This is a genomic window from Gordonia zhenghanii (assembly GCF_021738965.1).
In the GTDB taxonomy this organism is placed as follows: domain Bacteria; phylum Actinomycetota; class Actinomycetes; order Mycobacteriales; family Mycobacteriaceae; genus Gordonia; species Gordonia zhenghanii.
In genome coordinates, this window is sequence record NZ_JAKKOQ010000014.1 from 16,621 (window position 1) to 36,310 (window position 19,690).

Genomic DNA, 19,690 nt, shown 5'->3' on the forward strand with positions numbered 1-19,690 from the left:
CGAGCGGCCCTCCGCAGCGCGGGCAGACGGTGCGGCCGTCACGGTGCGGCGCCTGGATACGGCACGCGGGGCAGACGTCGAGGTTCACGCGTCGGCCGATCCGGTCTCGACGGGCTTGCCTGCGTTCTGCCACGCCACCATGCCGCCGCTGACGACTGCTCCGTCGATTCCGCGCATCAACAGGTACTCCATGATTCGGTACGAGCGCCCACTGGTGCGGCAGACGACGAGGAGTTCGCGGTCGAGGTCGATCTCATCGACGCGGGCCGGAACGTCGGCGAGCGGGATGTGCAGAGCGCCTCGCACGCGCGCTTGCTCCCATTCGTCGTCCTCACGGACGTCGAGCAGGATCTGGTCGCCGTCGTCGGTGAAGTCGTCAGGGAGGTCGGTCACCGCCACTGTCTCGATGTCGCCCATATCCACGCCGTCCAGTTTTCCACACGTGGGCGACGCGGGTGGACCGTCGAACCGACGAGGGTGCGGCAGGCGTGCGGGAGCGCCTGGATTCGGCGTCCCGCAGAACCGCCTGGATGCAACTATGCAGACCTACATATTTCTATCCACAACACCTGTCTTCACTGTCGTAAACCGATCCCTACCGATCGGTTCACAGGCTCCGAGAAGCTGTGCATAACCCTGTGGAAATGTGGATAGACCTAGGTAAAGGGGGGTATAAATGTGTTGCGGGTCTCCTTTTCTTGTCCAATTGGCCCGATTACCGTCGCGCAGACACCTTTTGGACACCCGGCTCTCATCTGAGTTATCCACATCCACAGGTGTGGATAACTTGGGGATAACACGCCGGGCGAAACTCTCAACAAGAGGTTTGGAGTTACGTGGACGACGCCTCGTCACAGAAGACCAGCGCCTAGAATCGGCGACGTGCATGTGGAATGGCTGACCGCCTATCTCGACTTCCCGGCCACCGAATTCGGCGCCGAGGTCACCTTCTGGCGCGCGATCTCAGGCAGTACCGTGTCGCCGCCACGCGGCGCCCATCAAGAGTTCGCGACTCTCGAGCCGTTCAACGGCGACGCCCACCTGCGCGTCCAACGGGTGGCCGAGGGCTCCGGTGGAACCCACCTGGACATTCACGTCGTCGATCCCCTGTCGGCGTCGTTGGAAGCCGCCGCGCTCGGGGCATCGTTGATCGCCGATTACGGCACCCATCGCGTGATGTCATCTCCCGGCGGAGGCGTGTTCTGTCTCGTCCCGCATCAGGGCGAGAGCGAACGCGCGCGTCCGATCCGTTGGCCGGGCGGCACCATCAGCATCGTCGACCAAGTGTGCTTCGACGTTCCGACCGACCGGTTCGACGCCGAGGTCGCGTTCTGGGAGGCGCTGACCGGCCACCCGACTCCAGGCAGGCACGACCCGGACCGCGTCGGCCTCACCCGGAATCCGAGACTCGCCCTCCAAGTACTCCTCGTCCGGTCCGACGTCGCCGAACCCGCGACCTACATCGAGGTGGCCGCGACCGACATCGACGACGAGGTCGAACGCCACGAAGGCTGGGGCGCATCCGTCGTGAAGCAGTGCACCGACCGTGTGATGATGGCCGACCCCGCCGGTCGGCGCTACTACATCTCAGTTCGGAACCCCAGAACAGGTTCATAACCGACAGGTTCATAACCGACAGGTTCATAACCGACAGGTTCATAACCGACAGGTTCGTGACCGACCTGATACTCAGGCGCGCATCTCCTGCACCGCGTCCGCTTCCCGTTCGACGTCGGCGCGTTCTGCCGAAGTCAGATCACGCAGTTCAACCAGATCGATTCCGTCGCGTGTCGGCGTCCACGTCGCGGCGAGTCTGCCGTCGACCAAGACGAATCCAGGGGAACGCCCGTTCGGGGTGGTGAGCGCGGCATACAGGTCCGGATCGGCTACCCGGATGCGGTCGGCGTTGGCGAGGAGGAGGTTGTCGTAGGGTGCGACGAGGCGGACCGGGGCTGGCTCGTCGCCGGATGCGATCGGCAGGCCTTCCAGGTCGTAGAGTGGCTGCCCGTCCGGCCCCTCGTGTTCGCGGAGTTCCCAGTCGGCTTCCATCGCCTTCATCATCGGTCCGAGACCGGTCAGACCCGACCAGGTCTGGACTGCGGCGACGGTTGCGGGCCCGAACCCGCGCAGGTACAGGCGGATCAGATCTTTCCGGGCCTCGTCGCCGGTCACTGCGGGTTCGCCTGGTCCGATCCAGTCGTCGAGATGTCGATATGCGGGAGCACCGGACGCCTGCCACAGCCCGCGAGGAGGCGCCTGGACCAGCGGGAGGCTCCACCGCGCGACGGCGGCGAGATCGGCGGGCGGTTCGTCGGGCCACCGTCGTGCGAGTTCGTCGCGCAGTGCAGCGCCGGGGACGGGATCATCTGCGGCGGCGAGTATTTCGGCGGCATGCTCGGCGACGTCGTCCACGGTCACACCCAGTCGTCTGCCGTGGTTGCGGGTGCCCGCCGCGGTGATCGACGGCTGCACGAGTTCCCTGATCCAGCGGGCGTCGAGTCCGTCCATCAAGAACACGGTGCCTCGCTGCAAGGTCATGCGCACGACGTCCCGCTCGGTGAGGAGGGTGTCGACGTCGGCGGGATCGAAGTCGTGCACGCGGCACGCCAGCCCGTAGAAGGCGGCCTGCGGATCCTGCGACTGGATCCCGACGAGTCGGTCGATGACTTCGACGACGTCGTCGTCGATCCGTTCGAGTAGATGCTGCCGCTCGAGCAGGGTGCGATTCCATTGCTCGAGCGTCAGTGCGCGCCCCATCAGGCGGGGAACGTCAGCCCGGTGCTCACATGGCAGCGATACCCGTTCGGGTTCGTGAACAGGTACTGCTGATGGACGTCTTCGGCGTAGTAGAAGTGACCGTCGCCCGCCTCGGCGAGCGAGAGGACCTCGGTCGTGATCGGTCCGTACCCGGCGGCGCCGAGGGTCGGCCCGTAGCGTTCTGCGGTCTCGACTGCGAGGCGGGTCGCCTCGTCGTCGAATCCGTATACGGCGGAACGGTATTGAGTGCCGACGTCGTTGCCCTGACGCATCTCCTGGGTGGGATCGTGCGAGGTGAAGAACACCTCGATCAGATGTTTGAGGGACGTCTGATCCGGGTCGAAGACGACGAGCACCGATTCGGTGTGCCCGGTCTGCGCGGTGCACACCTCCTCGTACGTCGGGTTCGGTGTGTAACCGCCCGCGTAGCCGACGGCGGTCGTGTAGACGCCGGGCTGCTGCCAGAAGATCTCTTCGACGCCCCAGAAGCACCCGCCCGCGAGGACCACGGACTCCAGGTCCGGACCCCAGTCGCCGGTTCCGGTCGGCCCGAACCCGCCTGCGGCGTCGGGTTCGCCACGCATCGACTGACCGGTGACGAGGTTCTTCTCCCGCAAGGGCATCAGCGTGTCGCGACCGGGCAGCGCATTCTCGCGCTCGACCATCGCGGTCTTGACTGCGGATGCGGCGAAGATTCGGTCGAAGATGCTCATGGGTCCAGGCTACGACGTACCGGTGAACTCCGGCCGTCGGGAACACAACCGTGCGCCGATCTGTTGCAATAAGTATCCGTGTGGGGAAATGTTGTTGACTGGACCCAGTACGGATCTCATTCAATTTGTAGAGAGGATCATCGTGGCTGAATACACTCTGCCCGAACTCGATTACGACTACGGCGCTCTCGAGCCGCACATCTCCGGCAAGATCATGGAGCTGCACCACAGCAAGCACCACGCGACCTACGTCAAGGGCGCGAACACCGCTCTCGAGAACCTGGCGGCCGCACGTGAGGACGGCAGCATCGCAGGCAAGGTGTACGGACTGTCGGCGAACCTGTCGTTCCACCTCGGCGGGCACACCAACCACTCGATCTTCTGGAAGAACCTGTCGCCCAACGGCGGCGGCGAGCCGACCGGCGATCTCGCCGAGCAGATCGGCGTCGACTTCGGCGACTTCGAGAAGTTCAAGGCTCACTTCACCGCGGCAGCCACCACCCTGCAGGGCAGCGGCTGGGCCATCTTGGGCTACGACACGATCGGCCAGCGCCTGGTGATCGAGCAGCTGACCGACCAGAGCGGCAACACCTCCGCCGCCCTCATCCCGGTCGTCATGCTCGACATGTGGGAGCACGCCTTCTACCTCGACTACCAGAACGTCAAGCCGGACTACGTCAAGGCCTGGTGGAACGTCGTGAACTGGGAGGATGCTTCCGAGCGTCTCGCCCGCGCGAAGACCCAGGGTTCGGGTCTGATCGTTCCCGCCTGATCTCGTACTGACGCCGACGGCGGTCGCCCCTCACCGGGGCGGCCGCCGTTCGTGTTTTCTCTGCTTGACGCGTTATGCATCTGCTCCCGCTTATTGTCCGGACTATAAGCGGGAGCGTACGCATGCTGCGCGACCTCAGGTACGCGGTCCGACGACGCGGTATCGGCCGATGAGGAACGCCTTGTTGCGGGCCGTCTCCAGTAACTCGAAGTCGAAGGGACGCGGGAACAGCGGCCGTCCGGCGCCCACTGTCGCAGGCGCATAGGAGACGGTCATCTCGTCGAGCATCGACGCCTCGGCGAACTGCGCGGCGAGGTCGCCGCCGCCGACCACCCACACGCTCTTCTCCCCCGCTGCGGCCTCCAGCGTCGCGCGATGCTCGGCGGGCCGACCGGAGAGCACCGTGACCGACGGGTCGACGACGTCGATGTCCCGGTGCGTGAACACGAACGTCGGATAGTCGCCGTACGGCCACGAGTCGCCGCTCGCCGCGATGTGGTCGACGACCCACTGGTAGGTGGTGGCCCCCATGACGATCGCCCCGGTCGCGGACATCAGGTCGTCGATGTTGAAGGGGCCGTCGTCGTCGATCGGTTGAGTGAGAAGCCATGCGAGCGAATCGTTCTCGTCGGCGAGGAAGCCGTCGAGTGTGGACGCAGTGTAGTAGACGTACATGCATCGAGTATCCGTCACGGACCATCGCTCCATGGGGCGATTACCGTCCGGTCGCAGGCCTCGGTATCACGATCGGCGCGCGGCTCGCGCCGCCTTCTTCGCCTCGACTTTGAGGATGTTCTTGAGATTCTTGGCAGGCATGTAGCGGAACGTCAGCCACATGAATCCGATCGGAAGGGCGACGCCGACGAACAGGACCACTGCGACGGCACCGCCGTTCGAGATCACGTCACCCGCCTCGTCGGGGTACATCGCGGTCGCCCCGATCACGATCGCCACCTGCAGGACGAGAAAGAATCCGACACAGGCGCCGAACAGCGTCCGTCTCTCCGACGGAGTCGGTATCCGACGGAAATCGGTGACGAACCGGCCGATTGGCGCGAACGACGCGACGACCGGAACGATCGCACCTGTCGAAGTCGAGCCTCCGATCACCGCCCCAACGACACCGATCACAATCACCGCGCCGAGATAGCCGAGCGCGTACCAACCGACGTATTTCCAGACGTTCACGTATTGCTCCCCTGCTGAACCTCGCGCCGCCTCGAGCGGCCCCCCGGGGCGTAACGGTAGCACCCTCACCACGGTCGACGCGGTTAGCTCGTTCCGGCGACATCGGTCAGGACTCTCCCCGATACGGGTGACGCGGAGACTCTCTCGCCGTCCATCCGCTTGCTCCCCCGGCCAAGACTGCACCGGTCGCCGAGTGCGGACAGACGCAGGAGGCAGGCGCGCCCTCGGTTACAGGTAGAGGACGCCGACGGTCGCTGCGGCAGCGGATACGAGGAAGAACACGACCAGGACCACGGCGTCGAGCCGTCCGGGCCGCGACGGGTACGCGGTGAGGCGTCCGGTGCCGCCGCGGGCGGTGATCGCCTCGGACATCTCGGCACTGCGCCGCATCGCCGACGACATGGCGGCGACGATGATGTCGAGGATCCCCAACTCGGCGGACGGATGCCCCGACGACGCCTTCGACTTCGGACGCAGCTTGTGCGCGGCCCACAGCAGGCGCATCTCGTCGATCAGCAACGGCAGCCCGCGCAACGACAGCGCGATCGTGACGGCCCACTCGTCGACCGGCAGCCGCAGCCAGCGCAGCGGGCGCATCAGCACGGCGATCGCGGGCGCGAGCTCCGCCACCGGCGTCGTCCACACGACGAGCACGGACATCGCGACCACGATCAGCCCGAGGAGCACCGCACGCAACGCGGTGAGTCCGCCTTCCGATCCGCGCGCCACCGACGACCACGCGACACCGACCGCCATCAACGCCCAGAACCACCACGGCGGACGCGGAAGCGCGCCCACCGGGATACCGGCGATCAGCGCGAACACGATCAGGCAGACGGCGACGAAGCCGAGCGCAGGCCACGACGGGAGGATCCACGTCATCAGTCCGAGGACCAGGATGACGATCAGTTTGGTTCCGGCCCACAGACGGTGGACCGGCGAGTCGCCCGGGATCTGGCGCAACATCGGGATCTGCATGTCAGACACCGCCTTCCAGGACGCCCGCGACGAGCTCGACGCGGCGGTTGCACACCCGGTCCAACGATTCGAGGTCGTGCGAGATGATGACGATCGTCGCCCCGCGCTCACGCAGTGCGGCCAACACGGTCAGTACCTCTTCACGGGCCTGCGGATCGAGGCCGGCGAGCGGCTCGTCGAGCACGAGGACGTCCGGTTCGGATGCGATCAGCGACGCGAGGACCACCCGTCGCATCTGCCCGCCGGACAGCGAGTCGACGCGTTTGGCCGCGAACTCGCGCGGCAGCGACACGAGGTCGAGCACCCGCCCCACCTCGGTGGTGCCGACCTTCTCACCGCCGACCGCCATGATCTCGTCGCCGACGCTCACCTTCTGCAGTTGCAGGCGGGCGTGCTGGAAGCCGAGACCGACACGGCCGACGTTCTCGCCGACCGACTCGCCGCCGATCAGTACCTGCCCGGACGTCGGCTCGGTCAGCCCGGCGAGGATCCACGCCAACGTCGACTTTCCCGAGCCGTTTCCGCCGACGATCAGCATGCCGTCGCCGCGATCGACGCGCAGGTTCACGCTGTGCAGTGCGACCACCTCCCAGGGGGACCCTTGCAGATACGTGTGGGCGACACCGTCGACGACGAGCAACGGCCGGCCGCCGACCGGGGCGGACGCCAGCTTGGGCGCTGCACTCTCCGGTCGCATCCACTCGGGGTGGTGGGTGACGATTCGGCCGTCGGCCAGGTGGATGATCCGATCGGCGGCGCGCGCCTCGGAGTCGCGGTGGGTGATGAGGACGACGGTGATGCCGTGGCGCCGGGGCAGCTCGGCGAGGATCGAGATGAGGTCGTGGCGGCCCTGCGGATCGACCATCGAGGTGACCTCGTCGGCGATCACCAGCCGTGGGCCGCGCGCGAGAGCCGCGGCCACCGCAAGCCGCTGTTGCTGGCCGCCAGACAGATCGGAGGTGTCCCGGTCGCCGAGGCCGGCCAGGCCGACCTCCGCGAGCAGACCGTCGATGTCGACGGCCGCGTCGTCGGGCAGGCCCCACACGAGGTCGTCGGCCACCCGCGAGCCGAGCATCTGCGCCTCCGGGCGCTGCAAGACCAGCGCGGTTCCGCCCGCACGCCCCAACCCCGGCGATCCGGGGCGGTCGACGACGCCGATCGTCGGGTCGACGCCGGAGAGGATCTTCGCGAGCGTGGACTTGCCCGATCCGTTTGCACCGACGACGGCGACGAACTCGCCCGGATGCAACTCCAGGTCGATGCCGGCCAGCACGTCGCGCGACGTGCCCGGATAGCGGTAGCCGACACCGACGGCGCGCATCGGCAGCGGGCCGGGCTGCCGGTCGGCGACGGGAGTGTGGGCGGCTTCGAGGGTGTCGTCGAGTCGCACGTCGGCGAGCCGGTCGAGGACCTTGCCGAGCATCCAGCCTGCGACGAGGATCGTCAGGAACGTGCCAACGGTGCCGGGAATCCAGATCCACAGCCACCAGTGGTCGACGACGTTGCCGGAGAAGCTCTCGACGGCGTCGCCCGCCCCGTCGAGCCCGACCAGTCGCACGGTCTTGGCCAGACCGGTCAGCACGTTGTCGAAGACTTCCAGCCCCAGGCGGCGCAGCGGGACGAGGATCCACATCATCAGGACGGTGAGACCAGCGATGAGCGGTGAGGTGATCAACGCGGCGAGGGTCAGGACGGCCGGTCCGCCGCCGCGGCGTCGGACTTCGCCGACGATTCCGCCGACCACCGCAGTCGCGGCGACTGCGAACGCGGTGCCGAGCCCGGCCACCGCGAATGTGACGGCGACCGTCGTCACGAAGGCCGCGATCACCGCGCGCAACCGGGTGCGGGCGGCGAGCAGCGCGATCGGGACCGGGGCGAGGAAACCGAGGGCGGCCGCCATCGGGACCACCGCGACGACGACGGCGGGCACGACGGTGAGACCGCTGAAGATCGCGATGGACGCGATCTCGATCGGTCGGAGCGGTCCAGTCGGGGCGCTCCGGACGTCGACTGCAGGGGAGATCACCGCACCATTGTGCCTGCCATGAGGTGGCGCGATGCTCGGCGAGGGCTGCCTCACCCGAGGTTCAGGTGCGCCGAACAGCCATATACGGGCTCCCGACCTGCGATTTCACGGTGTCACCGAGTGTTGAATGAGGGATACAGGTCACCCTAACCTGGCACTATGCTCGCTGCCCTGGCGTTGAGTTTCGCCGTCATCTTCGTCGCCGAGCTGGGAGACAAGTCCCAGCTGATGGCGATGACGTTCGCGCTCCGCTACCGCTGGTGGGTGGTCCTCACGGCGATCCTGACCGCGACGACTCTGGTGCACGCGGCGTCGGTGTTCTTCGGACACTTCCTCGGCCTGTCGATCCCCACCGCGCTCCTCTCGATCGTCGGCGGCCTGTCGATGCTGGTGTTCGGGTTCTGGACACTGCGCGGCGATGAACTCGACGACGACGAGGCCTCCCGCGCCGGACGCGTCGGCCGATCCGTGTTCCTCGCCGTCATGTCGTCGTTCCTGCTCGCCGAGCTCGGCGACAAGACGATGCTCGCGACCATCACCCTCGCAGCGGACCACGACTGGCTCGGCGTATGGATCGGTTCGACGATCGGCATGGTCGCCGCCGATGCGCTGGCGATCGCCGTCGGACGACTCCTGGGCCGCCATCTGCCCGAACGCTCCATCGCTCTCGGCGCCGCCGTCCTGTTCTTCGTGTTCGCGACGTGGCTCGTGGTGGACGGCCTGATCGGGGCGTCCGCCGTCGTCCTGGCGTCGGCGATCGCAGCGACCGTCGTGATCGTGGTCGGCGGCGTCTGGTGGATCCTCGCCACGCGCCGCCGCCGCGCAGCCGAGGCCGCAGCCGCAGATCCCGGCCTACCGATCGATCGCTCGGCTTCCGTGCGTTAGAGTCTCCTCGACCGGGCCATTCGTGGCCGTGGACCGAAGAAAAGGACTCTCACATGGACGTCACCGGCTCCGCCGTCATCGTCACCGGCGCCGCCTCCGGGCTCGGCGCCGCCACCGCCAAGCGTTTCGCCGCCGACGGCGCGACCGTCTTCGGCATCGATCTGCAGCCCTCCATCGACAAGGCCGAGAAGGTCGACGGCGTCCAGCTCGTCGCCGCCGACGTGACCAGCGAGACCGAGGTGCAGGCCGTCATCGACACGATCGTCGAAGCGGGCATCCCGCTGCGCGTGACGGTCAACTGCGCGGGCGTCGGCTGGGCCTCCCGCATCCTCGGCAAGGAGGGGCCGCACGATCTGGACCTGTTCCGCAAGGTCATCGAGATCAATCTGGTCGGCACGTTCAATGTGATGCGTCTGGCCGCCAACCGCATGCAGGCCGAGAGCGTCGTCAACGACGACAATGCCCGCGGCGTCATCATCAACACAGCGTCGGTCGCCGCCTTCGAGGGCCAGATCGGCCAGATCGCGTACACGGCGTCTAAGGGCGGCGTGCACGCCATGACGATCTCCGCGGCACGCGACCTCGCTCGCGCAGGCGTCCGCGTCTGTACGATCGCACCGGGCACCATCAACACCCCGATGCTCGCCGGCGTCACCCCGGAGATCAAGAAGACGCTCGAGTCAGGCATCCCGTTCCCGGCCCGACTCGGCGAGCCGTCCGAGTACGCCGACCTGGCCGCACTCATCGTGGGGCACGACTACCTCAACGGCGAGACCATCCGCATGGACGGTGCTCTACGCATGGCGCCGCGGTAGCGATCGGCTAGAAACACGCGCGAGAGTCCGTCAGCCTGTGGCTTCGTCGACCAGATGCAACGCCTGGTCGCCCCGGGCGGCGGGCTCTCGCCGTTTGTGCAGGACGTCGACGAGTTCGTCGACGACGGCCACCGTCTCCTTCGGGAGCCCCGCGAGTCGCTGCGCCACACGATGCACTTCCGGGTCGGCCATCGCCCGGAACTGCTCGATCTCCATCCGGCTGCGACGCTCGGTGTCGTCGGACAGGAAGTGGCGGATGTCGACGTCGAACGCCGCCGCAAGCCCCTCGACGGTCCGGAACGACGGCGATTTGGCCTTGCCCGACCGCAATTGACTCAGATACGACTCGCCGATCCGATATCCGCGGTCCGCGGCCCGCTGCGCAATGGTCTTCGCGCTGTACGGTCGCCCGTCCTGCCCCGGAAGACTCCGGAACAACTCGTCCAGTCGCAGGGCGAACACGCCCGCCTCCCCGTCCGACATACTCTCCTCGCCCCTTCTCACGCCCCCCGGCCACCAGCCGTCTCCGACTCAGTCGCAGACATTCAATACCCATGGCAAGCGGTTTGGCAATTCGCGGGCGAACATTTCAGTCCGGCAGGAGGTCCACGCTTCGCGGGAGGTCGAGGACCGCATCGGACGATATCCATTCGCGGAGGACCTTGGTGGCGCGAACATCGTCCTCGTTGTAGACCAGGAGTCGGTCGCGCTGCGACAGGTCCTGTGGCGCGCCGTCGAGGGCCACCGCCGCCGCATACCATTCCATCGACGCCTCACCGCTCGCCTCGTCGTCGCGCCAGTTGAATCCGGCGACCGGGGCGATCCGTTTGAGTCCCTTGCCTCGTGGGCAGACGAAGTTCCGTCCGACCGCCTCGAAGACGTCGACCCACTCCGAGGAGGCGATGAAGGCGTCGATCTCGGCCCGCGGGGGCACTCCGGGGACCACCCCGTGGAAACGGTCGGCGCTGCCCCGCAGCCATCGGTTCTCGGCCTGCTGCGAATAGCAGTAGGCGGCGAAGGTCTTGCCCGCGGCGTGCGCAGCGTCGCGCTCGGCGCACAGCCACGTCCAGAACTCGGCGAACGATCGGCCCTCGTCGAGCGTCGGCAGCGGATCCCAGGTCACGAAGGCGCGATACCGCACCTCGCGGCCGGGGTCGGTGGTGTCGGTCAGGAGGGTGCCCCACATGTAGGCGCCGCGCTCGGAGTAGCTCTCCATGTCCACGTCCACTTCGACGGCGGCCCGCCGAACGGACGGGCGGTCGCCGCGCCGCGCCAACGGAATTCCGTCCACCCAGCACCGCGCCGACACGACGGCGTCGGCGAACGAGACCGCGCCCGGCCAATCGGCCGGCGGATCGCCGCGATGGGTCGCCAGGTCGTCGACGGTCTCGATGCGCGCTTCCTGCAGGACCAGCGACTGGCTGCCGCCGACGACGAGGCTCACGTCACGCCGCTCGGTCAGTTCGGCCTCGCACCGGGGCCACCAGTGGCAGCTGCGGCATTCGGCGACGCGCCGCGGGCCGGTCCGGACCGCTCCGTCGACCACCGCGCGCCGCCGCTCGAACACGTCGGCGTACCCGTCCAACGCGGTGGTCAGCGGCACCACGACGATGCAGTCGGCGTCCAGTCCGATCAGTCCGCCCCAGCGCTCCCGGCCCCCCGAACCCGTTACCGCCGCGCTCCAGCCCAGGTCGTCGAGCATCGCCGTGAGGTGCGTCAGCCGCAGCACGTCGCGTCGTTGGGAACGGAACGACCGAGTCGCATCGGCCTCGGGCAACCAACCCCACAACGGGCTGGTCAGCAGGGTCGGCGGGGGCGCGTCGGCCGGCCGGTCCGAGCTGGTGGGCGTGGTGACCCGGTGATTGACGATGACCACTGGCAGATATCCGCCGTCGTGCCGGACGAGCGCTTCGGCGTGTCCGCGCCGACCACGCTCGACATCGGTCGGCAACGTCGCACGGAAGATCCACGTCGCCCCCGATTCGACGGCGCGGCGGGTCTGCTCGACCCGCTCACGGTGCGGGCCGTCGTCGACGGTCACGACGGTGCCCGCCGGTTGCGCACTCTGCAGTCCGTGCAGAGTCGCGATCACCGAGGCCCGGTGCGACTGGGCCGCGTCGATACGACGACGGGCCTCCGGAGACACATCAGAGGCCGCCGGATCACCGCGCTCGGCGAAGTCGAGAGCCAGCCGATGTTCACATCCGCTGAGGTTCCGTGCCCCCAGGACCGCAGGACTCACGTGCGGCTCCCCCACTTCATTTCGTCGACTCGAACGTCGGCCCACACCGGACCGCGTGATTCACTACCCCACGAGACTATGCAAAGCTGGAGACAGCCATTCGCAGGTGTCGATATTCCGACGGAGAGGTTGGAGCATGGGACTGCTCTCTTCGGTGCGCTCGAAGCGTACTGATCGCAAGGCGGGCAAAGCGATCCGCAAGGCTGAGGAGAAGGCGATCAAGTACCGCGCCAAAGCCAAGGCCAAGGCCGAGACCGCTCTGGACCGCAAGAAGCATAAGCAGAAGCTGCAGACCGAGAACAAATTCCACAAGCGCGCGCAGAAGACCGAGCGCAAGACGGCGAAGACTTCGGCCAAGGCGCAGAGCAAAGTCGCGGCCTCCGAAGCCAAGGTCGTCGCCGAGAAGGCGAAGGCCGACGCGGAGAAGGCCCTGTTCACGCCGACCAAGGTGAAGCGGTACCTCACGGTCGGTCGGATGGCTGCACCCGTCCTCGTCCCGATCGCCTACCGCGGCGCGGTGGCTGCCAGAGCGCAGCTCACCGAGGTCCAGGCGCGACGCGCAGGAGTCCCGGCCAAGGTGCTGACCCAGTACGGCGGCCCCAGCGCCACGTTGCGCGCCCGTATCGCCACCACGCGGGAATCCGCGGCCAAGGTCGCGGCACACGAGCAGACCGCCGAGGGCAAGACCTTCGTCGACGCGATGACCGATCGGTTGACCAACCTCGAGGTCGCCGCCGATGCGGCCGACGCGATGCCTCCGTCGCAGCGCAAGTCGGCGCAGCACGCGATCGACAACGAGCTGGCCGCGATCGACAACGATCTGCTTGCTCGGTTGAACGTGCACGTCAGCTGACCGTCACCTCCCACCTACGACGTCGACAGCGACCTCAGACTCCCCGCTGACCGGGGACCCTGAGGTCGCTGCGTTCGTTTTCGTCGCGTCGAGTCGCGCGTCCGCAACGTCTGTGTGATTAGCTAGACCCCATGGTGAAGCGTCTCCTGGTTCTGGTGTCCGGTGTGGTCGTCGCTCTCAGCGGGGTACTGGCGTTACAAGCGCCGACCGCGTCCGCCGCCTCGAAGTGCGCGGACGTCCACGTACTGTTCGCACGCGGCACCGCCGAGACCGCTCCGCCGCTCGGCGTGACCGGGATCGCGTTCGAGAACTCTTTGCGCAACCGCATCAAGGGCGAGTCCATCCGCGTCGAGCCGGTGCATTATTCCGCGAGCAGCGACTTCAGCAACAAGTTGGAGTTCGCCGAGACCTTCGTCGACGGCGTGAAGACGACGCAGAGCCGCGTGCGGCAGATCGCGACGGCGTGCCCGAAGACCGACATCGTCATCGGCGGCTACTCACAGGGCGGTGCACTCGCCGCGTACACGGTCGCCGACTCGTACGACATCCCCGCCGATTACGCGCGGTACCGCCAGTACGCACCGAAGCCGATGTCCGCCGACCTCGCCGACCACGTCGCGGCCGTCGTCCTGATCGCCCCGCCGTCGGCACGCTTCCTGAAGGACGCCGGTGCACCGACGATGCGCGTCGGCAAGGCCTACCAGGGTAAGACGGTCCGCTACTGCGCCCAGGGCGACAACATCTGCAACGGTGCTCCCCTGGCCGGCCCGAACGCCGTGCACCTGTTGTACCCGGTGAACGGAACCACCGATCGCGCAGCCGCGTACGTCGCACGCCGCGTGTGACCCTCGTAGAGGTCGTAGTTCGAACGGGCTAACGAACAGTCGGCTAGTGGCGACAGTCACAGTAGACCGGATTCGTAGACCTCGGTGCGGGAGACCGTGCCACTCACGCTGATGACACACTTCACTCGCACACGCACCCTGATCGCAGCTGCAGGCGTCGCCGTCGCAGCCGCCGCTGGCACCATCACCGCGACGGCACCCGCCGCGGACGCCGCTCCCCCGCTGACCAACGCGTTGAGCTTCCACATCCCGGCGATCGGCGGACTGGAGCTGCCACCGCCCGCCGTGCCGGGCGGCTCGTTCCAGAGGACGACGGTCACCGCCCGACCGGGGATGCGACCGATGATCTTTCCGCCCGCGCCCGCGACCGTGCAGTTCACAGCCGAGCACATCGCGCCGTACCACTACGAGTACCCCAACCGGTTCGTCACGGTGGACTGGCGCAACCTGCGGAACGGCAAGACCGGGCACCTCGACCTCCGCTACTGGGAGAAGGGTCCGACCACGACCGGATACCCCGTGTCGTTGCCGACGTCCGGCATCGCTCCGACCGGTTCGGGCCCCGTCGTCGCGACCGTGACGGTGAAGCGGTTGCGCTACCAAGGACCGCCAGCCGTGATCAGTCTGATCCCCGGCGTGGCGGCCCTGAATGTGCCCAACTAGCTGGATGTGCCTAACTAGCTGGACGTGCCCAACTAGCTGGAGCCGCTACCGACCCGGCAAGTACTTGAGTGACTTGATGATGGTCGGCGTGAGCTTCAGGTAGAGGCTCTGCGGGATGCCCTTGATGCCGTCGAGGCCGACGACGCGCTGGGTGGCGATGGTCTGCGGTTCCGTGTACTTGAGGAGACCTTCGGCGCCGTGGCGTCGGCCGACGCCGGAGATGCCCATGCCGCCCATCGGCGCGGCCGTCGAACCCCACGCCGCGGCGTAGCCCTCGTTGATGTTGACGGTGCCAGCATGCAGGCGTTCGGCGATCTTCTGCGCCTGCCCGGTACTGCCCGCGAAGACGCTCGCGTTGAGGCCGTACTCGGTGTCGTTGGCGCGCTCGATCGCCTCGTCGACGGAGTCGACCGGGTAGATCGACACGAGCGGACCGAACGTCTCGTCGCCGAAGCACGTCATCTCGCCGGTCACGTCGGTGAGCACGGTCGGCTCGAAGAAGAACGGGCCGAGGTCGGCGCGTTTACGGCCGCCGGCGAGGACCTTCGCGCCCTTGCCGACCGCGTCGTCGACGTGCGCCTGCACGGTCTCGACCTGTTGCGCGGAGGCGAGCGAGCCCATATCCGCCGTGAAGTCGTACGACGACGACAGCGTCATGTCCGTGACGTGCTGGGCGAAGCGTCGGCTGAACTCGTCGGCGATAGAGCGCTCAACGTAGATCCGCTCGATCGAGATGCACAGCTGACCCGAGTTCGAGAAGCAGGCGCGGGCGGCGCCGGACACCGCGTCGTCGATGTTCACGCCGTCGGTGACGATCATCGGGTTCTTGCCGCCGAGCTCGGCGGAGAATCCGATCAGTCGTTTACCGGCCTGCGCCGCGAGCGTCGCGCCCGTCGTCGACGACCCGGTGAACATGACGTAATCGGTGGTGGCGACGATCGCCTGTCCGACGACCGAACCGGGGCCTGGAACGACGGCGAAGAGTTCGCGCGGCAGGCCGGCCTTGTAGAGGAGTTCGGCGAGCGCCAGCGCACAGTACGGGGTGTTGCTGTCGGGCTTGATGACGACGGCGTTGCCGGCGATGAGCGCGGCCACCGCGTCCGACACGGCGAGAGTCAGCGGGTAGTTCCACGGGCTGATGACGCCGACCACGCCTTTGGGCTGGTAGCGGACGCGTGCGTGCGTCGCGCCCGGCAGCATGCCCTGCACGGTGTGCTCGGCGAGCATGCCCGGCCCCTGCTGTGAGTAGTAGCGCGCGGTCATCGCGACGTCGATGACCTCTTCCTGCGCGTAGATGCGGGCCTTGCCCGTCTCGGCCTGCGCGATGTCCATCAGGTCGTCGGCCGCTCCGTGGACGACCTCGGCGAACGCGGCGATCACCTTGGCGCGCTGCGCCGGGGTGCGGGCCGCCCAATCGACCTGTGCGGTGCGGGCTCGGGCGACGGCGCGCTCGAGGTCGTCCGCAGTGGCGACGGGGACCGTCGCCATCTCGGCGCCGCTGAACGCTTCGAGGACGGGCTTGGTCGGTCGCTGCTCGTCGATCGCGGCGAGCGCGGCCAGGCGCGTGAAGTAGGCGGGCGAAGGCTTCGGCATGTGAACTCCTGGGACGGGTGTGGGCGATCGGTCGGGTGGGTCAGGCGGACGGGGCGACGAGAACGATGCCGTCGTCGTCGGAGTAGGCGATGTCGCCCGGCGTGAACGTGACGCCGCCGAGCTCGACGGGGACGTCGCGGTCACCCGCACCCGTCTTCGACGACTTACGCGGGTTGGTGCCCAGAGCCTTGACGCCGATCGTCATGTCGCCGATGGCCTTGGCGTCGCGGATCGCTCCGTTGGCGATGATCCCGACCCAGCCGTTGGAGCGGCCAAGTTCGGCGATGATGTCACCGACGAGCGCGGTGTGCACCGATGCGTCTCCGTCGATCACGAGGACGCCGCCCTCATTCGGCTCGGAGAGGATCGATTTGAGGAGGGCGTTGTCCTGGAAGCAGCGGACGGTCGTCACCGTGCCGACGAACTCTCGGTTGCCGCCGTACTGGGCGAACTGGGTATCGCAACTGCGGACGTCGGCGCCGATCTCGTCGACGAGGTCTGCAGTCGGAGTGAAGGTCAGCGAGGTCATGGGCCCAGTCTAAGCCGTCAACCTACCGCAGAGTAACCCCCGGTTACGGGTATCGAGTCGACCCTGTCCCGGCAGCCGCCAGCGTACCTATAGCGACGCCGTCCGCGACACGATGGGACAATGGCCGGTGTGGACGACATCGAGATCCGGGACGATTCCATCCGACTGGGCCAGTTCTTGAAACTGGCGAACCTGATCGAGACGGGCGCAGACGCGAAGATAGTCGTCGGCGACGGGCTCGTCGAGGTGAACGGCGAGACCGAGACTCGACGCGGGCGTCAGTTGACGGGCGGCGACGTCGTGGAGGTCGGTGGGATCAGCGTGCGAGTCGTAGTTCGCTGAGCTCGGCCGTGGTGGCCAGCCGCTCCCGCTGCTCGGCGAGCGCCACCGGCGTGCGGCGTCGTCCTGAGAACAGGCGGACGAGGCTCACGATCGACTTACGACGTCGCTGATTTCCTGGCTGCATGGTTGGTCCCCTCCCCGAGACTTACTTGATGTCTCACATGATCATCGTCGGATAGACGCCGAATCGTTACCCCACACGCCGAGAAAGAGGGTCATTTCACAGTCCGTACCGACTAGTGACGATTTCTGCGCGCCGGGTGACACGCGTTACCGTGAACGTGTCACATAGACCACAACGAGAGAGCCCTCGCACATGCCACCTGTCCCGTCAGCAGGCCTCGCCGTCTCCGGGCTCACCAAGACCTTCGGCACTGTCCGGGCACTCGACGACGTCACCTTCGAGGTCGGCGCAGGCGAGATCTTCGGCTTCGTCGGATCCAACGGCGCAGGCAAGTCGACGACGATGCGGATCATCCTCGGTGTCCTCGCCGCCGATTCCGGGACCGCGACGTTCGGCGACCGCCCGATCGACGCCGACGTCCGACGCCGCATCGGATACATGCCCGAGGAACGCGGCCTGTATCCGAAGATGAAAGTCGGCGACCAACTCGTCTACTTGGCCCGTCTGCACGGCCTGTCGGCGGCGGACGCCGCCGAACGCACCGAGTACTGGACCCGCAGACTCGGCATCGACGGCCGCGTCAGGGACGACGTCGCCGACCTGTCGCTCGGCAACCAGCAGCGCGTCCAACTCGCCGCAGCCCTCGTCTTCGATCCCGACGTCCTCGTCCTCGACGAGCCGTTCTCGGGTCTCGACCCGGTCGCCGTCGACGTGATGAGCGAAGTCCTCGCCGAGAAGGCCGCCGCAGGCGTGCCGGTGATCTTCTCCAGCCATCAACTCGACCTCGTCCAACGCCTGTGCGACCGAGTGGGAATCATCGGCAAGGGTCGGATGCGGGCGTCGGGCGCTGTCGACGAGTTGCGCGCACGCGGCGGCGTCCGACTCCGCGTCGACGCGCCTGCGGCGCCGCCCGGTTGGGCCGACGGGCTGCCCGGCGTCGTCCGCGCCGAGTACGACGGCGCGACGACCGTCTACGTCGACGGCTCGCACGACGACCAACAGGTCCTCGCTGCGGCTCTCGCCACCGGTCCGGTCCACACGTTCGCGTCCGCCACCCCCGATCTGACCGAGATGTTCCGAGAGGTCGTGACCGCCGAATGAGCACCCCAGAGCCCGCCTCCGGCTGGACGTCGGTCCGCCTGATCGCCGCACGCGAGATCACCACTCGCATCAAGACGCGGTCGTTCATCGTCACCAACGTCATCATGCTGCTTGTCGCGATCGTCGGCTGCATCGTCGCAGCTCAGTTCGTCGACGACGGACCGTCGACCGAGTCTGTCGCAACTCAGGGCGTCGACGCCGCGACGACTGCGGCGATCCAGACGACCGGCGACCGGCTCGGCGTCGCGCTGTCGTTCTCCGAGTCATCGGACGCGGAAGCCGCGGCCGCCGACGGCTCGGTGACCGCGGCGATCGTCGCGGCCCCGGGCGGCGGCTACACCGTCTACTCGGACGACGAGCTCGACGCCGACGTCGAAGCCGCGATCAAGAACGGCGTGTCCTCGGCGGTCGTCGACGGCGCTCTCATCGACGCCGGCGTCGACCCGGCCGCACTGCAGCGCGATGCGAACGTCACCGTGGAACGCACCGAGCAGATCGCCGACGCCGAAGGCGAGCGCCTCGCCTTGTCGTACGTCGGATCGGTCCTGATGTTCATGATGATCTTCGGCGGCGGCATGGCTGTCGCGGTCGGTGTCGTCGAGGAGAAGGTCTCGCGGATCGTCGAGATCCTCCTCGCCACCGTCAAACCGGGTCATCTGTTGTGGGGCAAGATCATCGGTATCGGCATCGTCCAGATGGCGTCCACGCTGCTGTTCGCGGCCGCCGCGCTGATCACCGCGGGGCTCACGGGACTCCTCACCGTCCCCGACGTCGCGGCGGCGATGCTCGGAGTGTCAGTGATCTGGCTGCTGCTCGGCTTCGTGTTCTTCGCCGCTCTGTACGCGGCGACCGGCGCGATGGTGTCCAGGCAGGAGGAGATCAACAGCGCGTCCTGGCCGTTGATGGTCCTGGCCATGGGCGCCCTGTACGCCGGGATCTTCGGTATCGGCTCCCCCGACTCGTCGGCGATTCAGATACTCGCCTGGATCCCGCCATTCTCGTCGACCGTCGTGCCGATGCGCGTCGCGACCGGATACGCGACGTGGATGGAAGTGGCCGGCTCGTGCGTCGTCATGGCTGCGGTCACCGGCGTCGCCGTCTGGGTGGCTGGTCGGATCTACCGGCGTTCGGTCCTGATGACGGGCTCGCGGGTGCCGTGGAAGACGGCACTGGGCGCGAAGTAGCGCCCGACCCGGGCGCTTTTCACACTGGGTACTGTTCACACCCGGGTACTAGTGCCCAATTCGCGTCCTGAAGACCCGAG

General features: G+C 67.4%; 22 protein-coding genes. 10 read left to right on the forward strand and 12 right to left on the reverse strand.

Annotation, left to right across the window (positions count from 1 at the left end):
• Positions 1 to 84 precede the first annotated feature (84 nt).
• Complete coding sequence (locus L5G32_RS14955) at positions 85 to 417, reverse strand: rhodanese-like domain-containing protein (protein ID WP_237011871.1); 333 nt, start codon at positions 415 to 417, stop codon at positions 85 to 87.
• Between the two features lie 465 nt (positions 418 to 882).
• Between L5G32_RS14955 and L5G32_RS14960 the strand changes: the two genes are divergently transcribed.
• Complete coding sequence (locus L5G32_RS14960; RefSeq protein ID WP_237011872.1) at positions 883 to 1,617, forward strand: VOC family protein; 735 nt, start codon at positions 883 to 885, stop codon at positions 1,615 to 1,617.
• A gap of 72 nt (positions 1,618 to 1,689) precedes the next feature.
• Here L5G32_RS14960 and L5G32_RS14965 read toward each other — a convergent pair whose 3' ends face one another.
• The gene (locus tag L5G32_RS14965; RefSeq protein ID WP_237011873.1) at positions 1,690 to 2,757 is read right to left on the reverse strand and encodes a winged helix DNA-binding domain-containing protein; all 1,068 of its coding nucleotides are present in this window, start codon (positions 2,755 to 2,757) and stop codon (positions 1,690 to 1,692) included.
• The gene (msrA, locus tag L5G32_RS14970) at positions 2,757 to 3,470 is read right to left on the reverse strand and encodes a peptide-methionine (S)-S-oxide reductase MsrA (protein WP_237011874.1); all 714 of its coding nucleotides are present in this window, start codon (positions 3,468 to 3,470) and stop codon (positions 2,757 to 2,759) included. Before msrA ends, L5G32_RS14965 begins: the two co-directional genes overlap by 1 nt.
• Before the next feature lie 142 nt (positions 3,471 to 3,612).
• On the opposite strand from msrA, the gene L5G32_RS14975 reads away from it, so the two are divergent.
• Complete coding sequence (locus L5G32_RS14975) at positions 3,613 to 4,242, forward strand: superoxide dismutase (RefSeq protein ID WP_237011875.1); 630 nt, start codon at positions 3,613 to 3,615, stop codon at positions 4,240 to 4,242.
• Positions 4,243 to 4,377: 135 nt separating this feature from the next.
• On the opposite strand, the gene L5G32_RS14980 is transcribed toward L5G32_RS14975, so the two are convergent.
• The 4 genes from L5G32_RS14980 to L5G32_RS14995 all read right to left on the reverse strand — a co-directional run bounded on the left by L5G32_RS14980 (position 4,378) and on the right by L5G32_RS14995 (position 8,434).
• Positions 4,378 to 4,917: a dihydrofolate reductase family protein gene (locus tag L5G32_RS14980; protein ID WP_237011876.1), complete on the reverse strand. Its 540-nt coding sequence runs from the start codon at positions 4,915 to 4,917 to the stop codon at positions 4,378 to 4,380.
• 66 nt (positions 4,918 to 4,983) lie between these two features.
• A complete protein-coding gene (locus tag L5G32_RS14985; RefSeq protein WP_237011877.1) occupies positions 4,984 to 5,430 on the reverse strand; it encodes an ABZJ_00895 family protein in 447 nt (148 codons plus the stop codon).
• A gap of 228 nt (positions 5,431 to 5,658) precedes the next feature.
• A complete protein-coding gene (locus tag L5G32_RS14990; protein WP_237011878.1) occupies positions 5,659 to 6,408 on the reverse strand; it encodes an energy-coupling factor transporter transmembrane component T family protein in 750 nt (249 codons plus the stop codon).
• A gap of 1 nt (position 6,409) precedes the next feature.
• Positions 6,410 to 8,434 carry an ABC transporter ATP-binding protein gene (locus tag L5G32_RS14995; RefSeq protein WP_237011879.1) on the reverse strand — a complete coding sequence of 675 codons (2,025 nt, stop codon included), beginning with the start codon at positions 8,432 to 8,434 and terminating at the stop codon, positions 6,410 to 6,412.
• Between the two features lie 159 nt (positions 8,435 to 8,593).
• Between L5G32_RS14995 and L5G32_RS15000 the strand changes: the two genes are divergently transcribed.
• Positions 8,594 to 9,319, forward strand: a complete 726-nt coding sequence (locus L5G32_RS15000) for a TMEM165/GDT1 family protein (RefSeq protein WP_237011880.1) — start codon at positions 8,594 to 8,596, stop codon at positions 9,317 to 9,319.
• Positions 9,320 to 9,372: 53 nt separating this feature from the next.
• The gene (locus tag L5G32_RS15005) at positions 9,373 to 10,134 is read left to right on the forward strand and encodes an SDR family NAD(P)-dependent oxidoreductase (RefSeq protein WP_237011881.1); all 762 of its coding nucleotides are present in this window, start codon (positions 9,373 to 9,375) and stop codon (positions 10,132 to 10,134) included.
• 30 nt (positions 10,135 to 10,164) lie between these two features.
• Here L5G32_RS15005 and L5G32_RS15010 read toward each other — a convergent pair whose 3' ends face one another.
• Entirely contained in the window at positions 10,165 to 10,617 is a 453-nt protein-coding gene (locus tag L5G32_RS15010; protein ID WP_237011882.1) for an XRE family transcriptional regulator, read from the reverse strand.
• Between the two features lie 106 nt (positions 10,618 to 10,723).
• Positions 10,724 to 12,376, reverse strand: a complete 1,653-nt coding sequence (locus L5G32_RS15015; protein WP_237011883.1) for a TM0106 family RecB-like putative nuclease — start codon at positions 12,374 to 12,376, stop codon at positions 10,724 to 10,726.
• A 136-nt stretch (positions 12,377 to 12,512) separates the two neighbouring features.
• Between L5G32_RS15015 and L5G32_RS15020 the strand changes: the two genes are divergently transcribed.
• From L5G32_RS15020 to L5G32_RS15030, 3 genes are all read left to right on the forward strand, one after another.
• Positions 12,513 to 13,229 (forward strand): DUF6474 family protein, encoded by a 717-nt coding sequence (locus L5G32_RS15020; RefSeq protein ID WP_237011884.1) that lies wholly within the window; start codon positions 12,513 to 12,515, stop codon positions 13,227 to 13,229.
• A 131-nt stretch (positions 13,230 to 13,360) separates the two neighbouring features.
• On the forward strand, positions 13,361 to 14,074 hold the full coding sequence (locus tag L5G32_RS15025; protein ID WP_237011885.1) for a cutinase family protein: 714 nt from the start codon (positions 13,361 to 13,363) through the stop codon (positions 14,072 to 14,074).
• A gap of 111 nt (positions 14,075 to 14,185) precedes the next feature.
• Positions 14,186 to 14,737 carry a hypothetical protein gene (locus L5G32_RS15030; protein WP_237011886.1) on the forward strand — a complete coding sequence of 184 codons (552 nt, stop codon included), beginning with the start codon at positions 14,186 to 14,188 and terminating at the stop codon, positions 14,735 to 14,737.
• A gap of 45 nt (positions 14,738 to 14,782) precedes the next feature.
• Here L5G32_RS15030 and L5G32_RS15035 read toward each other — a convergent pair whose 3' ends face one another.
• Both L5G32_RS15035 and rraA read right to left on the reverse strand, forming a co-directional pair.
• Positions 14,783 to 16,330 (reverse strand): succinic semialdehyde dehydrogenase, encoded by a 1,548-nt coding sequence (locus tag L5G32_RS15035; RefSeq protein WP_237011887.1) that lies wholly within the window; start codon positions 16,328 to 16,330, stop codon positions 14,783 to 14,785.
• 40 nt (positions 16,331 to 16,370) lie between these two features.
• The gene (gene rraA / locus L5G32_RS15040; RefSeq protein WP_237011888.1) at positions 16,371 to 16,859 is read right to left on the reverse strand and encodes a ribonuclease E activity regulator RraA; all 489 of its coding nucleotides are present in this window, start codon (positions 16,857 to 16,859) and stop codon (positions 16,371 to 16,373) included.
• A 120-nt stretch (positions 16,860 to 16,979) separates the two neighbouring features.
• Here rraA and L5G32_RS15045 point away from each other — a divergent pair, with 120 nt between their 5' ends.
• A complete protein-coding gene (locus L5G32_RS15045) occupies positions 16,980 to 17,201 on the forward strand; it encodes an RNA-binding S4 domain-containing protein (protein ID WP_237011889.1) in 222 nt (73 codons plus the stop codon).
• Here L5G32_RS15045 and L5G32_RS15050 read toward each other — a convergent pair.
• Positions 17,176 to 17,325: a hypothetical protein gene (locus L5G32_RS15050; protein ID WP_237011890.1), complete on the reverse strand. Its 150-nt coding sequence runs from the start codon at positions 17,323 to 17,325 to the stop codon at positions 17,176 to 17,178. The two genes, L5G32_RS15045 and L5G32_RS15050, sit on opposite strands and share 26 nt — an antisense overlap.
• 192 nt (positions 17,326 to 17,517) lie before the next feature.
• Between L5G32_RS15050 and L5G32_RS15055 the strand changes: the two genes are divergently transcribed.
• The gene (locus L5G32_RS15055; protein WP_237011891.1) at positions 17,518 to 18,426 is read left to right on the forward strand and encodes an ABC transporter ATP-binding protein; all 909 of its coding nucleotides are present in this window, start codon (positions 17,518 to 17,520) and stop codon (positions 18,424 to 18,426) included.
• Positions 18,423 to 19,610 carry an ABC transporter permease gene (locus L5G32_RS15060; protein WP_237011892.1) on the forward strand — a complete coding sequence of 396 codons (1,188 nt, stop codon included), beginning with the start codon at positions 18,423 to 18,425 and terminating at the stop codon, positions 19,608 to 19,610. The genes L5G32_RS15055 and L5G32_RS15060 overlap by 4 nt, the downstream gene beginning before the upstream one ends.
• Positions 19,611 to 19,690: the final 80 nt, after the last annotated feature.